The organism is Sphingomonas sp. NCPPB 2930 (assembly GCF_042867205.1).
In the GTDB taxonomy this organism is placed as follows: domain Bacteria; phylum Pseudomonadota; class Alphaproteobacteria; order Sphingomonadales; family Sphingomonadaceae; genus Sphingomonas.
Genome location: NZ_JBHZQU010000001.1, coordinates 359,368 through 376,817, shown reverse-complemented (window position 1 = coordinate 376,817; position 17,450 = coordinate 359,368). Strand labels below are relative to the sequence as shown.

Sequence of the window (17,450 nt, the reverse complement as noted above, 5' to 3'; positions counted from 1 at the left end):
TAGGGACGCAGGGGGCGCAGGTAAAGCCCGGCCTCAGCCCGCGGCGCTCAGCATGCCGGGACAAGCCGGCACATCGGGGCCGCGCGCCAGCAGCCGGTGCCGCTCGACCGGGCCGGGCAATCGCCAGTCCGTCGTCCGGTCGGCGGTGAAGCCGAAGAAGCGGCCATAATATTCCGGGTCGCCGATCAGCATCATCGCGCGGTCCAGTCCCTGTTCGGCGGCGGCGGCGAGCATGTGCGTCAGCAGGCGGCGTCCCAGGCCGTCCCGCTGATGATCGGGGGCGACCGCGACCGGGCCGACCATCACCATGGGATGCACCCCGCCCGCATCGTCGGCGAGCGCGACCGGCCAGCACTGGATCGAACCCAGCAGCGCGCCGTCCTCGTCCAGCGCGGCAAAGCAGAGCGAGGCGATCGCCGCGACGGTCCCGCGCACCTTATAGGCGGTCCGCGCCTGGCGCCCGGGCGGAAAGGCGCGGTCGAGCAGCGCCTCCACGGCGGCGGGATCGACCCTGTCGAGCGGAACAAGGGCAGTCGTCTCGGTCACAACGGGTGGGGTCCGATCGCGGCAGAAGGAGAGGGGAGAATGCGCGCGCCCTTAATCCGCTCCTCGGCGGATGCAAAGCCCCGCGGCTCCGCGCCGCCACTTCCCTTGCGCGCGGGCTCTGCTAGAGCCCTGGCATGGAAGACCGTCTCCAGCTCGAAGTCCACGACCTCGAAGTCCAGGTGCTGACCGGCATCTACTCCGAGGAAACGCATCTGCCGCAACCGCTGCGCATCTCGCTGACCGTCGATCTCGACTGTCCCGCCCATTATGCGCCCGACACGCCGCTGGGCGAGTCGAAGAATTATCTCGACCTGAAACATGCCGCGACGCAGTTGCCCGAAGGCGTGCATTTCACGCTGATCGAGGGGGTTGCGGACCATATCTGCGACACGCTGTTCCTTCAGGACAAGCGGGTTCGGCGCGTGAAGGTGAAGATCGTGAAGCTGGCCATCGCCGAGGATGGCGAGGCGATCGGCATCACGCTGGTCCGCCACCGTCGCTGATCGGGGCATGGTCGCGCGGCGAATCGACGTGGCGCCGGGGGAGGATGTCGCGGCGCTCGTCGCGGCGAATCCCGGCTGCGACCTGATCCTGGTGCTGCGCCCCGGTCGCGATCCCGTGGCGCAGGCGATGGCGGAGGCGGCGATCGGGCCGCTCGCGGTCGCCGCCGCTCCCGATGCGCGGATCAATGCCGTGATCTGCCGCGATACCGCGTCCGATCAGGCGGTCGCGGCGGCGGTCGCCTATCTCGCCGCCGCGCACGCCGTCACGGGTCAGTTGCTGACGCTGGGCAACTGACGCTCACGGACGCAGGGGCCGAGCTTCTGGATGACGAAGCGGTAATCCTCCTGCGCCGCCTGGGCATCCTGCGGCGAGAGCGACGCGGTGCTGCGATCGGGCAGCGATTCGGGCAGCGCGCAGGCCAGCCGGTACCAGAGCAGCGTATCGCGCGCGGGCGGGGCCGCCGATTCGTCGACGATCTCGCTCAGCGCCACGGCATAGCGGCGTTCCTCGCCCGGACGCCGCAGGACCGACAATGAGACCGGGCGATTCTTGGCGGTGGTGAGGAAAATCTGCGTCTCGCCCTCGCCGGGCAGGCTGCCCGCCACGTAAAAGGCATTGCCGACGCCGGTGATGACCGGCGGCGCGTCCGGCGACAGCGCATCGCGCGCGATGGTCCGGCTGCGCTGCTCGGTATCGGGCGTCCAAGGGAGTTGTGCATCGGGCGCGACCAGCTGGAGCTGGTCGGGGGCATTGGGCACCCGCCGTGCATAGATCAGCACGCGCATCTTCTTCAGCCGCGGCGCGCGACCCCGCGCATCCGTCGCCGCATCATAGAGATAGCCGACGCGCGCCGGCAGGCCGCCCGATCCGCGGATCAGCGTGCCGACATCGGCCTCGACATAGAAACGCTGCCGACCGGGAGCGACGCCGGCGGCCTCTGCGCCCTTGATCGCGGCCGCCGACCGGATCGTCACGTCGGCGATCACCGGGGCGGACAGGACCAGGTCGGCGAGGTCGGCATAGCCGGGGCCTGTTTGCGCTACCATCGGATCGCCCGCGCGCACCGACGGCGCGGTCGCCACTTGCGCCCCGACCGGGCCTGCAAACGATAGCATCGCGGCCGCGATGGTGGTAGCATGGAGGGCGTGGGAGAGGGGTTTCATCGCTTCGCGCTACTCCTTCGTGTATTAACGGTACAGAAATAATTTTGTCATGGCGTGCTTGTACGTTTATTACGTCCGACAAACTGATTGCACCGCGCCAGCCGTGACGATAGGGTCCGAGGCTCTGCCGCATGCGTGAGCGCATGGCAGGAGTTTCCCACGTCCCCACGCTACGGCGAGGCGAAACTGGCAGACTGAGGAGTTTCGTTGCTGAATGGCCTATACTGACCAGAAGATGTCCGGGGGCAAGGTGGTCGCGATCGTTATCGTCGTGCTCATCCATGCTGCCCTGGGCTACGCCTTCGTCACGGGACTGGCATACCAGTACGTGAAGAAGGCGACCGAAAAGCTCGACACGTTCAACGTGGAGGAGCCGCCGCCCCCGCCACCGCCGGATGAACCGCCGCCCCCGCCGCCGGAGCAGCCCAACCTGCCTCCGCCGCCGACCACGGTGGTGACGCCGCCGCCGATCGTCAACGTGCCCTCGCCGGCGCCGACGATCTCGACGACGAGCATCATCCCGCTCAGCCAGCCGACCGCACCGCCGGCTCCGCCTGCGCCGCCGGCTCCGCCCGCGCCGCCGCCTGCGCCGACGGTCTCGAAGGCTGCCGGTCTGCGCGGTAACCCGGGCCAGTATTTCGGTCCCGACGCCTATCCGCCCTCGGCCCAGCGCGAAGGCGCGGAAGGCCGCGTGTCGGCCAAGCTGTCGATCGGCACCGATGGGCGCGTCACCGACTGCACGATCCTGTCGGGCAGCGGCAACCGGGCCCTTGACGATGCCACCTGCCGCATCTCCAAGGCGCGCGTGCGTTTCACGCCCGCTCAGGACGCGGCCGGCAACCCCGTCGCATCGTCGTACACGCTTAACATCCGTTGGCAGCTGCCACAGGAATAACGGCTAAAAGCCGATCACACCCAACGCTTTAGTCAGAGGACCTAACCAATCATGCTCACCACCATCCTCGCCGCGGGCGGCGCTGCGGCCGGTGCCGAAAATCCGTACGGCCTCGGCCAGGCTCTGAAAGAGGGCGGCCTCATCTCGCAGTCGGTGTTCACCATCCTCTGCCTGATGTCGATCGTGTCGTTCTACATCCTGTTCTCGAAGCTGTTCGAGCAGCAGAAGATCATCAACCAGGCGAAGCGCGTTCGTCAGGGCTTCTGGTCGTCGAACTCGCTGCGCGAAGGTTCGGCCAAGCTCGAGAAGAACTCGGCCTACAAGCAGATCGTCGACGACGGTCTGGCCGCGCAGGACCAGCATTCGAAGCTGACCGATCCGGTCGAAGCGCATGACTGGCTGCACGGCTCGCTGGCGCGTTCGGAAGCCGCGATCAACTCGAAGCTGGGCGGCGGTCTCGCCTTCCTGGCGACCGTCGGTGCGACCGCGCCGTTCATCGGTCTGTTCGGTACGGTTATCGGCATCTACCGCGCGCTCATCAAGATCGGCTCGTCGGGCCAGGCGTCGATCGACGCGGTCGCCGGTCCGGTCGGTGAAGCGCTCATCATGACCGCGCTGGGTCTCGTCGTCGCCGTTCCGGCGGTGCTCGCCTTCAACTGGCTGCAGCGTCGTAACAAGGGCATTGCGGAAGACCTGTCGTCGTTCTCGAACGACGTGCTGGGCTTCCTGGCCTCGAACGGTGCGGTTCGTCCGGCCGTTGCCGGTGCCAAGCCGACCGCCGTCAAGGCGACCCCGGCGACGACCACGGCCGGTCAGGCCGGTGGCGTTCAGACGCGCGCCTGAGCCTAAGGGGGCGGGGACCGGCCGTTCGCGGCACGGCCCCGCCACCCCCCGTCGACCCGGCTCCGGGACGGCGAAAGAATGCATGGATAGGATAGCTCTCTCATGGCGATGAGCGTTGGCGGGGACTCCGCCGAGAAACCGATGTCGGAGATCAACACGACGCCCCTCGTGGACGTCATGCTGGTTCTCCTCATCATCTTCCTGATCGCGGTTCCGGTCGTGATTCAGACCGTTCCGCTCAAGCTGCCGAGCGTCCGCTTCGATCCGACGACGACGAAGCCGGAAAACGTCTCGCTTTCGGTGACCAGCGAAAATGGTCAGTGCAAGGTGTATTGGGGCCTCAGCCCCGTGACCTCGACCGAGCTGCGTGACAAGGCGGTTCAGAAGCTGAAGGCCGAGATCGAGCGGCTCGGGCCGAACATCACGCCCGATCAGCTGCCCGAGGCGCATATTCGCGGCGACGTGAATACGCCGTATCGGTGCATTGGCGGCACCATCTACACGATGCAGCAGGCCGGTTTCGCCCGTGTCGGCTTCATCTCCGAGCCGCCCCCCGGCGGCAACCCCCGCGCCTGATCGGCCGGGCGGACAGAATAGGAGTTAGCACGCCATGGCAATGAGCGCCGGATCCGATGATGGCGAGCCGATGATGGACATGAACACGACGCCGTTGATCGACGTCATGCTCGTGCTCCTCATCATGTTCATCATCACCATCCCGATCCAGACTCACGCGGTGAAGGTCGACCTGCCGGTCAACTCGAAGAACAACACGCCCGTCGTGAACAGCGAGAAGAACAAGGTCGGCATCGACGCCGCCGGTACGGTGACCTGGAACGGCACGCCGGTCGACGAGGTGACGCTGCGTCAGTATCTCGACCAGACGGCCGCCATGAACCCCGAGCCGGAACTGCACTTCCAGCCGGCCCCCGACGCCAAATATGTCAAGGTCGACGAGATCCTGGCAGTGATCAAGCGTTCGGCGGTCAGCAAGCTCGGCTTCATCGGCAACGAGCAGTATCGCAACGACTTCTGATCGACGCGATTCCGTTCGTGACGGACCAGGGCGGCCTCTTCGGAGGCCGCCTTTTTTTATGCCGGGGGACAGGGGGGAGAGGCGGGGCGTGAGCGCGGCCGATCACGGAGAGCGTCGCGCTGATGCCGGACACCGGAGGGGGAACGGACCCCATGATCACACTGGGCTATCCTGCGGTGATCGGCCTTAGGCGAAGGCGGCCATCACCTGTTTTCTTCCGGAAGAACTCTCGAAGCCACGGCGGAAATCCGGTTTCGCGCGGCCGTTGGTAACACCCTCGACCCTTGCGGTGGTTTCACAAAAATGACAACATGCCGTCATAAAAGTGAAACATGGAGAAGGGCGATGCGTGGCATGTCTTGGGCTCTGATCGTCGCGGCGGCGGGTATGGCAGCCCCGGCCATCGCCCAGGATCGCTGGCCGCAACGGACGGGCTATCACGAGATCGCAGCCGGGAAGCTGGTAGCAGCGGAGCGGACCCTGCTCCAGGAACGACGCACCAGCCCCGACAGCCCGGAACTGATGCTCAACCTCGCCGCGGTCTATGCCCAAACCGGACGCGCGTCCGAGGCGCGATCGCTCTATGCGGCGGTCTTGCAGGAAAAGCCGATTGCCATGGACATGCCTTCGGGCGCGGTGATTTCCTCGCACCGCGTCGCGGAAACGGGCCTTCGCCAACTGAACCGAACATTCGCTTCGCGCTGAACCGACAAAGGGCAGGTCAGGTTCGAATCTGCCTTGATGTCGTGCGCCCGGAAAGATGATCGTGGGAGGCTCGAGGGCCATGCCTGAACCCGGCCGTCGACCTCATTCGGGCCCAACGGGGCGGGGCTACATCTCCGCTAGTGGGGTTTGACGCGCCCTGTTGTCCCGCGCCCGGATATATCCCGCGGCGATGTCTAAGGCCGATCGCCATTCAGCGATGCCTTTTCCTTCCCTCGCCCCTCGCAGAGGGGAGAGGGTTGCGGAGACTTGGTCTTTGCAAAAGCAAAGGCTTAGTCGGAGCTGGGTGAGGGGTGGGCGCTCGCTCTGCGAGCGCGCGAGCCTTTGGGCTCGCTCAACCCCTCCCCAAGCTGCGCTAGCCAGCAGGCTGGCAAGCTTCGCTAACCCTCTCCCCTGTCCAGGGGAGAGGGAAGAGGAAGCAGTCCTGAATGTCGATTGGCCTTACTATTGCTGGATAGGCGGCGTCCGCCATCATCCCCGCGATTTGCACCGTCGTCCTGCCCTTGGCGGGGTTCCTTCGCCAGAGGCGGCCCGTTGCCTAAGGGGGCCCACCCCGGCAGAGGCCGGGGTGCAGTCAGGCGATGATTAGAGCAAATCACAATCCCCGAACGGGATCGCCGCTCTCGCTGAATGCTCCTGAGGAACTTTCGTCGGGGAATACCGGCAGCGAAGTAACAGGCCGATGGCCCGACGAAGAATGTCCCAGCCAACAAACTGTAGCCGGGGCTCGCGATCCGGTCTTTCGACAGGGGAGCGCGCCGTAGGTTGTCATAAGGCTCGCGTCCGCGCGCGACGGAGGGTGGTCGGCGCGGAAGGGGCTTGTCTGCTGCCACCGACCGTGATCGAACAGCGGAATGTGCAATCTTTACAGCATCGAGGTGGACCCCCGAACCTATTTCGACGCGCTGGGCGCGGCGGTGGACGCGGCCAATGGGCTGGCGGTGGAGAAGGATTACGCCGCTCCCGGCAAGCCCGCTTATGTCGTCCGTCTGGACAAGGGCCAGCGGGTGCTGAGCACGATGCGCTGGGGTTTCCCGACCCGCAAGCCGCGCAAGCGGCCCGCGCGCGAGGGGGAGTTGCCCTTTCTCAACGACTGGTGGACCAATGCCCGCAACATGCAGAGCGGCATGTGGAAGCCCTGGATGGCGAAGGCCGAACATCGTTGTCTCGTGCCCTTCACCCGTTTCTCCGAACCCAAGGCGGCTGCCGATCGCCATGGGCCGGGCGACACCAACTGGTGGTTCACCGTCGAGGATCAGGCGGTGCCGTGCTTCGCCGGGCTGTGGAAGGTCGACCGGGATCATGACCGGGTCTATGCCTTTTGCACGACCGAGCCCAATCCGCTGGTCGCGCCCAGGCATCCCAAGGCGATGCCGGTCATCCTGTCGGCCGAAGATCAGGAGCGCTGGCTGACCGCGCCGGTCGAGGAGGCGCTGGCCATGCTGTCCGCCTATCCCTCGCAATTGATGCGGGTCGCCTGACCATGGCCCGCAACCGCTATTATGACGGTCCGCCGAGCGACCATTTCGACGGCACGCGCTTCTTCAATCCGGGCCAGGCCAGCACCGATCGCGGACTCCGCGCGATCCTGCGCTGGAAGCTGGCGGGTGCTGCCGCCAAATGGCCGGTGACGGTGCCGGTCACGCCAGCGATGCCACGGCCGCGCCTCGATGGCCTGTCCGTCACCATGGTCGGCCATGCCGCGATGCTGGTCCAGGCGGCGGGGGTGAACATCCTCACCGATCCGGTCTGGTCCGAGCGTGCCAGCCCCTTTCGTCGCGTGGGGCCCAAGCGTGTCACCGCGCCGGGAATCCCGTTCGAGTCTCTGCCGCCGATCGATGTCGTGCTGCTGAGCCATGCCCATTACGACCATCTCGACGTCGCGACGCTGCGTCGCCTTCACGCCGTACACGATCCGCTGATGGCGATGCCGCTGGGCAATGATGCGGTCGTCCGCGCCGCGGTGCCGGGCGCGCGGTGCGTGACCGGCGACTGGTGGGATCGGATCGACCTGGGCAACGGCGTCGCGACGACGCTGACGCCCGCCAACCACTGGTCCAATCGCTGGCCGAGCGACACGCGGATGACATTGTGGAGCGGCCATTATCTGGAGACGCGCGCGGGCACGATCTGGTTCGTCGGCGACACCGGCTATGGCGACGGGGCCATCTTCCGCCAGGTGGGCGAGCGGCTGGGCGCGCCCGACGTCGCTCTCATCCCGATCGGCGCCTATGAACCCCGATGGTTCATGGCAGCGCAGCATGTCGACCCGGCCGACGCGGTGCGGATCTTCACCGATGTCGGCGCTGGGCGGGCGCTCGGCATCCATTGGGGAACGTTCCAGCTCACCGACGAAGCCCGCGACGCGCCGGTCGAGGAACTGGCGGTGGCCCTCGACGCCGCGCGCATCCCACGCGATCGCTTCGTCGCGGCCGAGCCCGGCGGCGTCTATCATTTCGGCCGGGCCCTGGGGACACCGCGCTGAACCAACATGAGCCCCTTGCCGGAAGGGGAGGGGCAATCTCGCGTCAGCGCAGGATGATGTCGGCGCCGTGCTTGTGCTCGCGAATCTCCGCCTCGGTCAGCCCATTGATCTCGTGCGGGAAGATCAGCCAATCATTGGTCTGGTGGACGAAGAAATCGGGCTTCAGGTCGGTGACGTTGCGCGAAGGTTTGTAATAGACGGTCGCGACCTTCACCTCGTCCGGGATGTTGTTCCGGCACCGCTCCTTCAGTTCCTTCAGGACCGCGCGGATCGAGCGCCCCGAATCGAACACGTCGTCGATCAGCAGCAGCCGATCCTCGGGGTTGAGCACATCGACCAGATAGCCGAGGCCATAGATGCGGACCTGCGGGTCCTGCTGGTCGATTCCCGTGTAGGAGGTGGTGCGGATCGCGATGTGATCGCTCTGGACGCCGCGATATTCGAGCAGTTCCTGGACGGCGATGCCCACCGGCGCGCCGCCGCGCCAGATGCCGACGATATGGGTCGGGCGAAATCCGGAATCGAACACCAGATTGGCCAGGCGGAACGAGTCCTCGAGCAGGCGATCGGCGGACAGATAGACTTTGGTGACCACGAAACTTCCATCATCCTTGTTGGGCCGACCGGGTCTATTCCTGCCCGAAGTCGGCGCTCGTCTTCTACCCCCTGGCGTCGCCAGGGCAACCGTCGTCGCTTATCCGGAACGCTGCGCGAAAGTGTCGAGCCGCGCGAGATGCGCCGCGATCGCGGCATCGTCCAGAAACGATCCGAGGAAACTGTTGCGCGCCAGCGTCACCAGATCGGCGCGGGACAGGGCTCGGGCTCGGGCGACCGCCCTGTAATTGTCGCCGACATAGCCGCCGAAATAGGCGGGATCGTCCGAATTGATCGTCGCCCGCAGGCCCAGGCGTAGCATCCGGTCGATGGGATGGTCCGCCATGTCCTTGACCACGCACAGCTTGTGGTTGGACAGCGGGCAGACGGTCAGCGTCATCGCCTCCCGCGCGAGGCGGGCGGTCAATAGCGGGTCCTCCAGCGCGCGATTGCCATGGTCGAGCCGATCGATTCCGAGCAGATCGAGCGCCTCATGGACATAGGCGGGTGGCCCTTCCTCCCCGGCATGCGCGACGCGCTTGAGGCCCGCATCCCCGGCGGCGGCGAACACGCGGGCGAATTTGGATGGCGGATGGCCGACCTCGGACGAATCGAGCCCGACGCCATCGATGCGGTCGAGCCATTTCCCGGCCTGGTCGAATGTCGCGAAGGCGGCGTCCTCGTCCAGATGGCGCAGGAAGCACAGGATCAGCTTGGACGTCAGGCCATGGCGTTCCTTCGCCGCGGCCATTCCGGCCAGCAGCCCCTCCATCACCACGTCGAACGGGATGCCCCGATCGGTATGCGTCTGCGGATCGAAGAAGATTTCGGCATGGACCACGCCATCGGCCGCCGCCCGGTCGAAATAGGCGACCGCCAGATCGTGAAAATCCTCCGCCATCCGCAGCACGTCGGCGCCCGCATAATAGATGTCGAGGAAATCCTGCAGATTGGAAAAGGCATAGGCCGCCCGAACCTCCTCCACCGAGCGGAACGGGATGGAAACCCGGTTACGGCGGGCAAGGTCGAACATCAACTCGGGTTCGAGGCTGCCCTCGATATGCAGATGCAGTTCGGCCTTGGGCAGCGCGGTGATGAAGTCGTCGTCGGTCATGCGGGCAGGCTCCATCGGCCGGGATTGGCGGGCGCGGGCGTCATCATGCGCAATCGTGCACACAGGCGATAGCCCGGATGCGCGATTTCCGATGCCGTTCGCGAGGGAACGGCATGGCGGGCCGGGAGCGATGCCTTTTCTCGATCGCTCCGTTCCAGAATCGGCGCTGGTGGCGGCCGCTTCGATATCGATACGATGACCGTCATCACCTCATCGACAGACGGAGATCCAAGCCCATGCAATCGGCGACACGGAAGTTGCCCCTGGCAGGCCAGGACATGTCCGATCCGTCCGTCGCGCCCGCGATCGACCGGGCCGGGGACGGCGTCGACGCGGTGCTGCCCGCGCGGCGGCTGGTTCCGCTGGCCTGTCAGCATGTGCTGGTCATGTATGCCGGGGCGGTGGCGGTGCCGCTGGTCGTCGGCCGTGCGCTGGGCCTGCCCCCTGCGGAGTTGGGCATGCTGATCAGCGCCGATCTGGTCGCCTGCGGGTTCGCCACGCTGATCCAGACGCTGGGCCTGCCGCTGGTGGGAATCCGCCTGCCGATCGTGATGGGCGTGACCTTCGCCTCGATCAGCCCGATGCTGGCGATGATCGCCACCGGCAAGGCCGATGGCACGCCGCCCGCCATGGTCTTGCAGGGCATTTACGGCGCGGTGATCGTCGCCGGGCTGTTCGGTTTCCTGATCGCGCCGTTCGTCGGCCGGGTGTCGCGGCTGTTCCCGCCCGCCGTGACCGGAACGGTGATCCTGTCGATCGGGCTCAGCCTGATGCGGGTCGGCATCAACTGGACGGCGGGCGGGCAGCCGACCGATCCCGGATATGGCGCACCGGCGCATCTGCTGCTGGCGCTGCTGACGCTGGCCATCGTGCTGTGCCTGATGCGCTTCGGTCGCGGGTTGTTGCGAAGCGGTGCAGTGCTGGCGGGGACGGTGGTCGGTACGATCATCGCGGGTGCGACCGGCCAGGTCGATCTGACCCAGGTTCGCGAGGCGCCGTGGTTCGCGCTGGTGCGCCCCTTCCAGTTCGGCTTGCCGACCTTCGACCTGCCCGCGTCGATCGCGATGTGCCTGGTCATGATGACGGTGATGATCGAATCCTTCGGCATGTTCATGGCGGCGGGGCAGATGGTCGGTCGGCCGATCGACCGGCGCCAGATGGTGCGGGGCCTGCGCGGCGATGCCGCCGGTACGCTGCTGGGCGGCATCTTCAACACCTTTCCCTATACCTCGTTCGCGCAGAATATCGGTTTGCTGAGCATCACCGGCGTCCGCTCGCGCTTCGTATGCGCGGGGGCGGGGGTGATCCTGTTGACGCTGGGCGTCTGTCCGAAGCTGGCGGCGCTGGTCGCGGCGGTGCCCTTGCCGGTGCTGGGCGGGGCGGCGCTGGTCATGTTCGGGATGATCGCCGCGACGGGCATCCGCATCCTGGGATCGGTCGAGCTGACCTTCGAGCGGCTGGTGACGATCGCGGTGTCGATCGCCGTCGGGCTGATCCCGGTCCTGTCCGACCGCTTCTTCCAGGCGATGCCGACCGCGCTCGCCCCGCTGCTGCATTCGGGGATCGTGCTGGCATCGATCAGCGCGGTCGGGCTGAACGCCTTTTTCGGCAACCGGACGAGCGGCGACGACGCGGTGGCCTGACCGCGCCGCGCCAGGGCGGCGGCGCATCACCGCGGCGGGGTCGTGGCGTAGCGATCCCAATGGGACAGCAATTCCTCCACCACCCGGTTGCCGACCCGGTAGAGGCTCTCGACCGACGCGTTCAGCCCGGCATAGCCTTCGTTCTCGCGCAGCAGATAGTCGGCGGCCGTCACCCCCGGCGGCGGCATGGTATAGTTGCTGCCCGCGCGCAGCACGAGGACGCGGTCCTTGTCGACCCGGCCGATCTTCGAGAGATAGGCGATCGCCTGGAGCGTGCCGGTTTCCTCCATCGCGCTGGTGACGAAATTGCCCTTGCCCTGGGTGAAGTACCGGGTGTGATCATTGGCCCAGCGATTGAGCAGCGCGCCGTGCCAGAAGGTCATCGCGGAAAACTGGTCGCCGATCAGGACGAAGGGCGGCTTTCGCGCATTGGGATGGTCGGTATAGCGGGCCCGTTCGCGCGCGATCCCCGGATCGTCGGGCAGCGGCACGTCGCGCGTCAGCCGATAGGCCCATTCGGTCAGGCCGGGGTTCAGCGCGAACACCTCCCCGCCATTGGGCCGGGCCGGGGCGGGATCGTTGGGCCCCTTGCGGTCGATCGGGAAATAGCCGCTCTTCCAGTCGGCGGGTATCTCGCGCGCGTCGATCTCATGCGCCAGATCGCCGTCGACGCTATAGCGCGCCCAGGCCGCCGAGCCGATCGAGGCGTCCTCGGGATCGATCCCGGCGATCCCGGCAACCAGCCAATAGGCGCGTGACAGGTCCAGCCGCGTGTCGAGGCCCAGCGCGGTGATCGCGGCGGCCGATCGGACCGAGCCGACGCCGGTGACGACCCCCAATATCTGCGTGTCTGGGTTGTAATAAAGGTCGTGATAGCCGTGCGGGAAGGGGATGCGCTGGCGCAGATCGCGCCGCGTCTTCCACAGCTGGAACTCGCCCGCGACATCGCCTTCGTCCTTGCCGATCTCGAACATGGTGACGACGACCATCCGCACGGGCAGGGGGCGGGGGCAGGGGGCGGCGATGGCGCAAAGCGACGGCGGCGTGGCGGGTTGCGCAGCGGGTTGTGGGGCGGGGGCCATGGCGGCGAGCAGCAGCCCGGTGACGAGAGGGTTCATGATCGATACTCCGGCGGGACGGGGATGCGAACGGGCGGCTCGCATCCCCGTCCGCACATTCAGAATTTATAGACGGCGGAGGCCAGGAAGCTGCGCGGACGCTCGGGCAGGACGATGGTGCTGCCGAACAATTCGGTGAAGTTGGCGCGGAAATAGCGCGCATTGGTCGCGTTCTTGACGACTAGGCGGAACAGCCAGGGGCCGGTCTGATACGAGGTCGACAGATCGACCAGCGTGTAGCCGGGCAGCCGCACCGCCTGCGACTGGCCCGAAAAGACCGAGTCGACCTTCACCACGCTGCCACTGACCGACAGGCCGTTGTCGAAGCCATAGGTCGCGGTGGCGGAATAGAGGTTGGCGGGAATGCCTGCGCGCCGCGCCTGATTGCGGTTGGTGATCGGCACCAGGCCGATCGGCTGGCCACCCAGATACAGCGTCGGGTTGGTGACGTTGACCAGATCCTCGATGCCGAAGAAGCTGAAGAGCGAACCCGCTTGCAGGCCGGTCAGGTTGACGACCTCGGTATGGGTATAGGCACCGGTAACGAGCAGGTGGCGATCCACTGCCCAGCGGGCTTCGGCCTCGACCCCCTTGGTCTCGACCGCCTGGTTGACGGTGATCGACTGGATGTTGAAGTCGGTCCGGTTCTGTTTGTAGACCGAGAGCGCCGCATAGAGCCGCTCGTTCAGCCAGCTTCCCTTGATGCCGCCTTCGTACAGGCGGGAGGTCGACATGAAGCCCGATGCCACCGCCTCGGGCAGCACCTCGGCGCCCTGGCCGACGACGATGGTCGCCTGCTGCGACGCGGTCGCATAGGGGATCAGGCCGAAGGGCAGCTTGTACGACGCGCTGGCGGTCCACGACCAGCCATCGTCGCTGCCCTTGGCCGAGGTCCGGGTCGGCACCCGGTCCATGACGGTCGGATCATAGCGCGACGCGGCGTCCACCTTGTCGTACCGCCCGCCCAGCAGCAGATCGAGCCCGAAGTCGAAATCCAGGTCGACCAGCGCGGCCAGGCCAAAGTCGGTGGTGTGGCCGAAGACCCGGTCGGTATAGCCGCAATTGCACTCGTTCGCGAGCAGGCGGTTCGACGCGGGCGTATAGCTTTGCGTCAGGTCGACCCGGCTGAAATATTCGTAATCGAAATCATCGCCATAATCGAAGTTGACATAGCGTACCGATGGCGAGAACTGGCCGGAGAATTTGCCGATATCCGTCTTGATCGACTTGGCGATGACGATCTTGTCCTCGATCACATAGGATTTGACGCGCTGCGAGAAGCCGTAATCATTGTTGTTGATGTTCTGGGTGTGGTCGAAGAACAGCTGGTTCTTGACGGTCAGGTCGCTCGGCCCATCGAAGGTGATGTCGTAATAGAGCGTGGTCTGCTTGTTCTCCAGCTTGTCGTTCGGCCCGGTCAGCACGTTGCGGCGGCTGAGCGTCGTCGTGCCGGTGTTGACCAGGTTCAGCTGCGGATAGGTCTGGGTGAAACAGGCATTGGTGAAGCCGGTGGCGAACGCGCTGAACGTGCTGTTGGGGCAGGTGTAATTGCCGAAGATCGACAGGCCGCCGGGGATGGATGCGTTGATCTCGCCCTGGGAGATCTGGCCATCGCCATTGGTGTCGAGCGGCTTGGCGGTGCCGGTGATATAGGTGCCGTTGTCGACCAGCTTCTGCGTCAGGCGGTTCCAGCCGCCATTCTGCTGGCCCTTGAAATTCTGATACTGGCCGCCGAACTCGATCTTGATCCGGTCGGTCAGCTGATGGTCGAACGCGCCTTGCAGGATCGTCTGCCGGGTCGACATGTTGCGGTAATAGCTGCCCGAATCCTCGACCTCGGCATAGAGGCTATAGCCCAGATCGGCGCCCGCCAGATGCAGCGGCCCGCGCACCTCGGCGCGCAGGTTGTTCCGGTCCCAGCTGCCGCCCGTATAGCTCACCTCGCCGGTCGGACCGCTCAGCAGCGCGCCGCCCGCGACCCGCGCCGATTTGGGCACGAAGTTCAGATAGCCACCCGTCTTGGACGGGCCGTAGATGGGCGAGGCGGGGCCGCGGACGATGTCGATCCGGTCGGCCGCCGCGATCGGCGTCGGATAATTGCCCGCATTGTCGAGCCGGCGGACGCCGCGAAAATAGGTCTCGCCCGGCGTGCCGCGAATGTCGAGCGCGCCGCCCACTCCGAAGAAGGAGTTGGTGAAGGTGCCGGGCGATTGCGCGACCAGATCATAGATGTCGGTGATGCCGAACCGCTCGATCTGCTCGTCGCTGATCGTCGAGGCGGAGCGCGGCGTTTCGACCAGCGTCTTGTCGAACCCGAAGACCGAGCCGACATCCTTGACCGGCAGCGCGTCGAGCGATCCGGTGACGACGATCTCCGCTCCGTCCTGCGCGGCGGGCTGGGGCGGGGTGGCCGTCGTCGCCTGCTGGGCGAGGGCGGGCGTGGTCATCGCGGTGCCGCACAGCAGCGACAGGAGCAAAGCGATCCCGGTGCGGCGCCCTCGCCCAGGCGCGCGCGAAATGGTCGATAGCGAGCAAGCAAGCGTCATCAGTGTCAGCCCCCCATGTGACGCCCGGCCCATTCCCCTGGACCGGTCCGTCGCTGTTTGTCCCTGATCTCTCCCCCGTGATCGCGGCGGCGTCTGGCCATCGTCGTCACGCCGGTCCGTATTGCGCGGCAATCGCACGGTGGCCGCGTCATGATACCGAACCGGCAGTTGACCTACGGGGCGGGATCGTTGCATTCAAACGCAATGATGACGACGATCCGTTGCATAAATTAGAGCATGCCCGCCCTATCGCGCTTCATCCGATATTTCATGGCGGTCGGGCGGCTGGGCTCGATCCGGCGCGCCGCCGATGAGCTGGCCGTGTCGGCCTCGGCGATCGACCGGCAGATACTGAATGCCGAGGCGCGGCTGGGGGTGCAGCTGTTCGAACGGCTGTCCACCGGCCTGCGGCTGACGGCGGCGGGCGAGGTGATGATGGCGGCGGGCGGACGCTGGCAGAAGCAGCTCGGGGACACGCTGGCCCAGATCGAGGACCTGCGCGGGCTGAAGCGCGGCCATGTCGACATCGCGGTCATCGACGCGCTGTCCAAGGGCTATATGCCCGCCGCGATCCATGCGATCCAGCAAAGCCATCCCGGCATCACCATGGGGGTGCATGTGCTGGGCAACGAGCAGGTGCGGCGCGCGATCGCCGCCAATGACGTCGATTTCGGCATCCTGTTCGACCCGCAATCCTATCAGGATCTGACGGTCCGCGCCTTTGTCGACGTGGTGCTGGGCATCGTCTCGCCGCCGGGGCATCGGCTGGCGGGGCAGCCGGAGATTCGCTTTTCCGATTGCGACGGCGAATCGGTGATCCTCCCGGCCGCGCCGCTGGCCGTGCACCAGCAGGTCGCGGTGCTGGAGGCGACGTCGGGCGTCACGCTCCACCGTCGGGTGACGTCGGACAATATCCAGATGATCGCCTCGCTGATCGAGCAGGGCGACAGCGTCGGCATCCTGACCTCGCTGGACGTATCGACCGAGGTGCGCACCGGATCGCTGGCGTTCACGCGCATCGCGGACAAGGTGCTGCGCCCGATGACGCTGGCCCTGTGCACCGCGACCGCGCGCACGCCCTCCTATGCCGCCGCGATGGTGCTGCGCGAGATCGAGGCGGGCTTCACCCAGTTCGCCTATCAGCCCCCCGCAGCCTGAGGCCGGGTCGGACGGGCCAGCAACCGCAGCATCAGCGCCTCCAGCCGGGCGGGATCGACGGCGCGGATCACCTCCGCGCGCTGTTCGCCGATCCCCGGCTGATAGCCCGGGCTCCACGACAGCATATCGCCGTAACCCGGCCCGAACTGCGTATCGTAATCGACAAAGGCGGTGTCGCGCGTGGTGACGATCCTCGGGTCGAGCCAGACCGCGGCGGCGATCTCGTCCCACATCGGAAAGCCGGGTTCGAGCGACCCGATCCAGCCTGCCATGGCGGGCGGCGACACCGCGCGCAGCCGCGCGATCAGCGCGGGCGTCAGTTCGGTCGCGGTGGACGGGTCGGCGGGGACGACGGTGATGTGCCGCCACGGGCTGCGCGACACGATGCTCGCCGCCTCGGGATCGAAGCGCGCGTTGAACTCGCGGCGCGGCGAATGGACGAATTCGCGCGCGAACTGGCTGGCCGACACGCCGTCCCGCATCTGGCGGGGATTGAGGCTGCCGCCCATATAGACCAGCTCCTTGGCCAGACCGGCAAAGGCGGGGTCGAGCCGCTGCGCCAGCGCCAGATTGGTCAGCGGCCCCATCGCGATGATCGTCACCTGTCCGGGATGCTCGTGCACCATGCGCAGCAGGAAATTGGCGGCGATCTCGGGCGAGGGGCGCGTGGTCGGATTGCCGCCGGGCAACGCGACCGGATCGTCGGCGCGGTGATAGGGCGGGGTGCTCTGTTTCGTCGGCTCGACCCATTGGCGCATCCAGGCGCCCTTCCAGGTCAGCTTGCCGTACAGCGCCTCCCAGCGTTCGGTCAGCACCTCCGAATTGACCAGCGGATAGGTCGCACCCTGCGCGACGGGCACGCTCCGGCCCATCCGCTCGACGCCCTTGAGCGCCAGGGCGGTGGCGCGGTTGACCCAGACATTGCCCGTGACGGTGGTGATGCCCAGCACCTCGACGTCCGGCGCGTCGAGCAGCATGACATGGCCCAGCCCGAAGCCTTCGTCATCGATGACGACCAGGCGGCGGTTCTCCTGCGCCTGCGCGGGCATCGTCGCCGCGAGCAGTGCCATTAAACATCCAAG

General features: G+C 66.5%; 18 protein-coding genes. 11 read left to right on the top strand and 7 right to left on the bottom strand.

What is annotated here, in order from left to right; translation table 11 throughout:
* Positions 1–33: 33 nt before the first annotated feature.
* On the bottom strand, positions 34–546 hold the full coding sequence (locus ACFX59_RS01715; RefSeq protein ID WP_387429019.1) for a GNAT family N-acetyltransferase: 513 nt from the start codon (positions 544–546) through the stop codon (positions 34–36).
* Between the two features lie 134 nt (positions 547–680).
* On the opposite strand from ACFX59_RS01715, the gene ACFX59_RS01710 reads away from it, so the two are divergent.
* Together ACFX59_RS01710 and ACFX59_RS01705 are read left to right on the top strand one after the other, a co-directional pair.
* A complete protein-coding gene (locus ACFX59_RS01710) occupies positions 681–1,049 on the top strand; it encodes a dihydroneopterin aldolase (protein ID WP_307100345.1) in 369 nt (122 codons plus the stop codon).
* 7 nt (positions 1,050–1,056) lie between these two features.
* Complete coding sequence (locus tag ACFX59_RS01705) at positions 1,057–1,344, top strand: Rossmann fold domain-containing protein (RefSeq protein ID WP_387429016.1); 288 nt, start codon at positions 1,057–1,059, stop codon at positions 1,342–1,344.
* Here ACFX59_RS01705 and ACFX59_RS01700 read toward each other — a convergent pair.
* The gene (locus ACFX59_RS01700) at positions 1,320–2,213 is read right to left on the bottom strand and encodes a hypothetical protein (RefSeq protein WP_387429014.1); all 894 of its coding nucleotides are present in this window, start codon (positions 2,211–2,213) and stop codon (positions 1,320–1,322) included. The genes ACFX59_RS01705 and ACFX59_RS01700 overlap by 25 nt on opposite strands.
* Before the next feature lie 214 nt (positions 2,214–2,427).
* On the opposite strand from ACFX59_RS01700, the gene ACFX59_RS01695 reads away from it, so the two are divergent.
* The 7 genes from ACFX59_RS01695 to ACFX59_RS01665 all read left to right on the top strand — a co-directional run bounded on the left by ACFX59_RS01695 (position 2,428) and on the right by ACFX59_RS01665 (position 8,195).
* The gene (locus ACFX59_RS01695; protein ID WP_307100339.1) at positions 2,428–3,108 is read left to right on the top strand and encodes an energy transducer TonB; all 681 of its coding nucleotides are present in this window, start codon (positions 2,428–2,430) and stop codon (positions 3,106–3,108) included.
* A 51-nt stretch (positions 3,109–3,159) separates the two neighbouring features.
* A complete protein-coding gene (locus tag ACFX59_RS01690) occupies positions 3,160–3,951 on the top strand; it encodes a MotA/TolQ/ExbB proton channel family protein (protein ID WP_307100337.1) in 792 nt (263 codons plus the stop codon).
* Between the two features lie 102 nt (positions 3,952–4,053).
* On the top strand, positions 4,054–4,527 hold the full coding sequence (locus ACFX59_RS01685; RefSeq protein ID WP_307100335.1) for a biopolymer transporter ExbD: 474 nt from the start codon (positions 4,054–4,056) through the stop codon (positions 4,525–4,527).
* A 34-nt stretch (positions 4,528–4,561) separates the two neighbouring features.
* Complete coding sequence (locus ACFX59_RS01680; RefSeq protein WP_307100333.1) at positions 4,562–4,987, top strand: biopolymer transporter ExbD; 426 nt, start codon at positions 4,562–4,564, stop codon at positions 4,985–4,987.
* 354 nt (positions 4,988–5,341) lie between these two features.
* The gene (locus ACFX59_RS01675; RefSeq protein ID WP_387429010.1) at positions 5,342–5,692 is read left to right on the top strand and encodes a tetratricopeptide repeat protein; all 351 of its coding nucleotides are present in this window, start codon (positions 5,342–5,344) and stop codon (positions 5,690–5,692) included.
* Between the two features lie 872 nt (positions 5,693–6,564).
* Positions 6,565–7,191 (top strand): SOS response-associated peptidase, encoded by a 627-nt coding sequence (locus tag ACFX59_RS01670; protein ID WP_387429008.1) that lies wholly within the window; start codon positions 6,565–6,567, stop codon positions 7,189–7,191.
* Positions 7,192–7,193: 2 nt separating this feature from the next.
* Positions 7,194–8,195 (top strand): MBL fold metallo-hydrolase, encoded by a 1,002-nt coding sequence (locus ACFX59_RS01665; protein WP_387429006.1) that lies wholly within the window; start codon positions 7,194–7,196, stop codon positions 8,193–8,195.
* Positions 8,196–8,238: 43 nt separating this feature from the next.
* On the opposite strand, the gene ACFX59_RS01660 is transcribed toward ACFX59_RS01665, so the two are convergent.
* Both ACFX59_RS01660 and ACFX59_RS01655 read right to left on the bottom strand, forming a co-directional pair.
* Entirely contained in the window at positions 8,239–8,790 is a 552-nt protein-coding gene (locus ACFX59_RS01660) for a phosphoribosyltransferase (protein ID WP_307100324.1), read from the bottom strand.
* 99 nt (positions 8,791–8,889) lie between these two features.
* Positions 8,890–9,903, bottom strand: a complete 1,014-nt coding sequence (locus tag ACFX59_RS01655) for an adenosine deaminase (RefSeq protein ID WP_387429003.1) — start codon at positions 9,901–9,903, stop codon at positions 8,890–8,892.
* Positions 9,904–10,181: 278 nt separating this feature from the next.
* Here ACFX59_RS01655 and ACFX59_RS01650 point away from each other — a divergent pair, with 278 nt between their 5' ends.
* Positions 10,182–11,546 carry a nucleobase:cation symporter-2 family protein gene (locus ACFX59_RS01650; protein WP_309696906.1) on the top strand — a complete coding sequence of 455 codons (1,365 nt, stop codon included), beginning with the start codon at positions 10,182–10,184 and terminating at the stop codon, positions 11,544–11,546.
* Between the two features lie 26 nt (positions 11,547–11,572).
* Here ACFX59_RS01650 and ACFX59_RS01645 read toward each other — a convergent pair whose 3' ends face one another.
* Positions 11,573–12,664 carry a purine nucleoside permease gene (locus ACFX59_RS01645; RefSeq protein WP_387429000.1) on the bottom strand — a complete coding sequence of 364 codons (1,092 nt, stop codon included), beginning with the start codon at positions 12,662–12,664 and terminating at the stop codon, positions 11,573–11,575.
* Positions 12,665–12,723: 59 nt separating this feature from the next.
* A complete protein-coding gene (locus ACFX59_RS01640; RefSeq protein ID WP_387428997.1) occupies positions 12,724–15,141 on the bottom strand; it encodes a TonB-dependent siderophore receptor in 2,418 nt (805 codons plus the stop codon).
* Between the two features lie 306 nt (positions 15,142–15,447).
* Between ACFX59_RS01640 and ACFX59_RS01635 the strand changes: the two genes are divergently transcribed.
* Complete coding sequence (locus tag ACFX59_RS01635) at positions 15,448–16,368, top strand: LysR family transcriptional regulator (protein WP_387428995.1); 921 nt, start codon at positions 15,448–15,450, stop codon at positions 16,366–16,368.
* On the opposite strand, the gene ACFX59_RS01630 is transcribed toward ACFX59_RS01635, so the two are convergent.
* Entirely contained in the window at positions 16,350–17,438 is a 1,089-nt protein-coding gene (locus ACFX59_RS01630) for a nucleoside hydrolase (protein ID WP_387428992.1), read from the bottom strand. The genes ACFX59_RS01635 and ACFX59_RS01630 overlap by 19 nt on opposite strands.
* Positions 17,439–17,450 lie beyond the last annotated feature (12 nt).

Excerpts from the sequence above, each read along its gene's own strand:
- ACFX59_RS01710 (WP_307100345.1), top strand. The coding sequence starts at position 681 with ATGGAAGACCGTCTCCAGCTCGAAGTCCACGACCTCGAAGTCCAGGTG.
- ACFX59_RS01705 (WP_387429016.1), top strand. The coding sequence starts at position 1,057 with ATGGTCGCGCGGCGAATCGACGTGGCGCCGGGGGAGGATGTCGCGGCG.
- ACFX59_RS01700 (WP_387429014.1), bottom strand. The coding sequence starts at position 2,213 with ATGAAACCCCTCTCCCACGCCCTCCATGCTACCACCATCGCGGCCGCG.
- ACFX59_RS01695 (WP_307100339.1), top strand. The coding sequence starts at position 2,428 with ATGGCCTATACTGACCAGAAGATGTCCGGGGGCAAGGTGGTCGCGATC.
- ACFX59_RS01690 (WP_307100337.1), top strand. The coding sequence starts at position 3,160 with ATGCTCACCACCATCCTCGCCGCGGGCGGCGCTGCGGCCGGTGCCGAA.
- ACFX59_RS01685 (WP_307100335.1), top strand. The coding sequence starts at position 4,054 with ATGGCGATGAGCGTTGGCGGGGACTCCGCCGAGAAACCGATGTCGGAG.
- ACFX59_RS01680 (WP_307100333.1), top strand. The coding sequence starts at position 4,562 with ATGGCAATGAGCGCCGGATCCGATGATGGCGAGCCGATGATGGACATG.
- ACFX59_RS01675 (WP_387429010.1), top strand. The coding sequence starts at position 5,342 with ATGTCTTGGGCTCTGATCGTCGCGGCGGCGGGTATGGCAGCCCCGGCC.
- ACFX59_RS01670 (WP_387429008.1), top strand. The coding sequence starts at position 6,565 with ATGTGCAATCTTTACAGCATCGAGGTGGACCCCCGAACCTATTTCGAC.
- ACFX59_RS01665 (WP_387429006.1), top strand. The coding sequence starts at position 7,194 with ATGGCCCGCAACCGCTATTATGACGGTCCGCCGAGCGACCATTTCGAC.
- ACFX59_RS01655 (WP_387429003.1), bottom strand. The coding sequence starts at position 9,903 with ATGACCGACGACGACTTCATCACCGCGCTGCCCAAGGCCGAACTGCAT.
- ACFX59_RS01650 (WP_309696906.1), top strand. The coding sequence starts at position 10,182 with ATGTCCGATCCGTCCGTCGCGCCCGCGATCGACCGGGCCGGGGACGGC.
- ACFX59_RS01645 (WP_387429000.1), bottom strand. The coding sequence starts at position 12,664 with ATGAACCCTCTCGTCACCGGGCTGCTGCTCGCCGCCATGGCCCCCGCC.
- ACFX59_RS01635 (WP_387428995.1), top strand. The coding sequence starts at position 15,448 with ATGCCCGCCCTATCGCGCTTCATCCGATATTTCATGGCGGTCGGGCGG.
- ACFX59_RS01630 (WP_387428992.1), bottom strand. The coding sequence starts at position 17,438 with ATGGCACTGCTCGCGGCGACGATGCCCGCGCAGGCGCAGGAGAACCGC.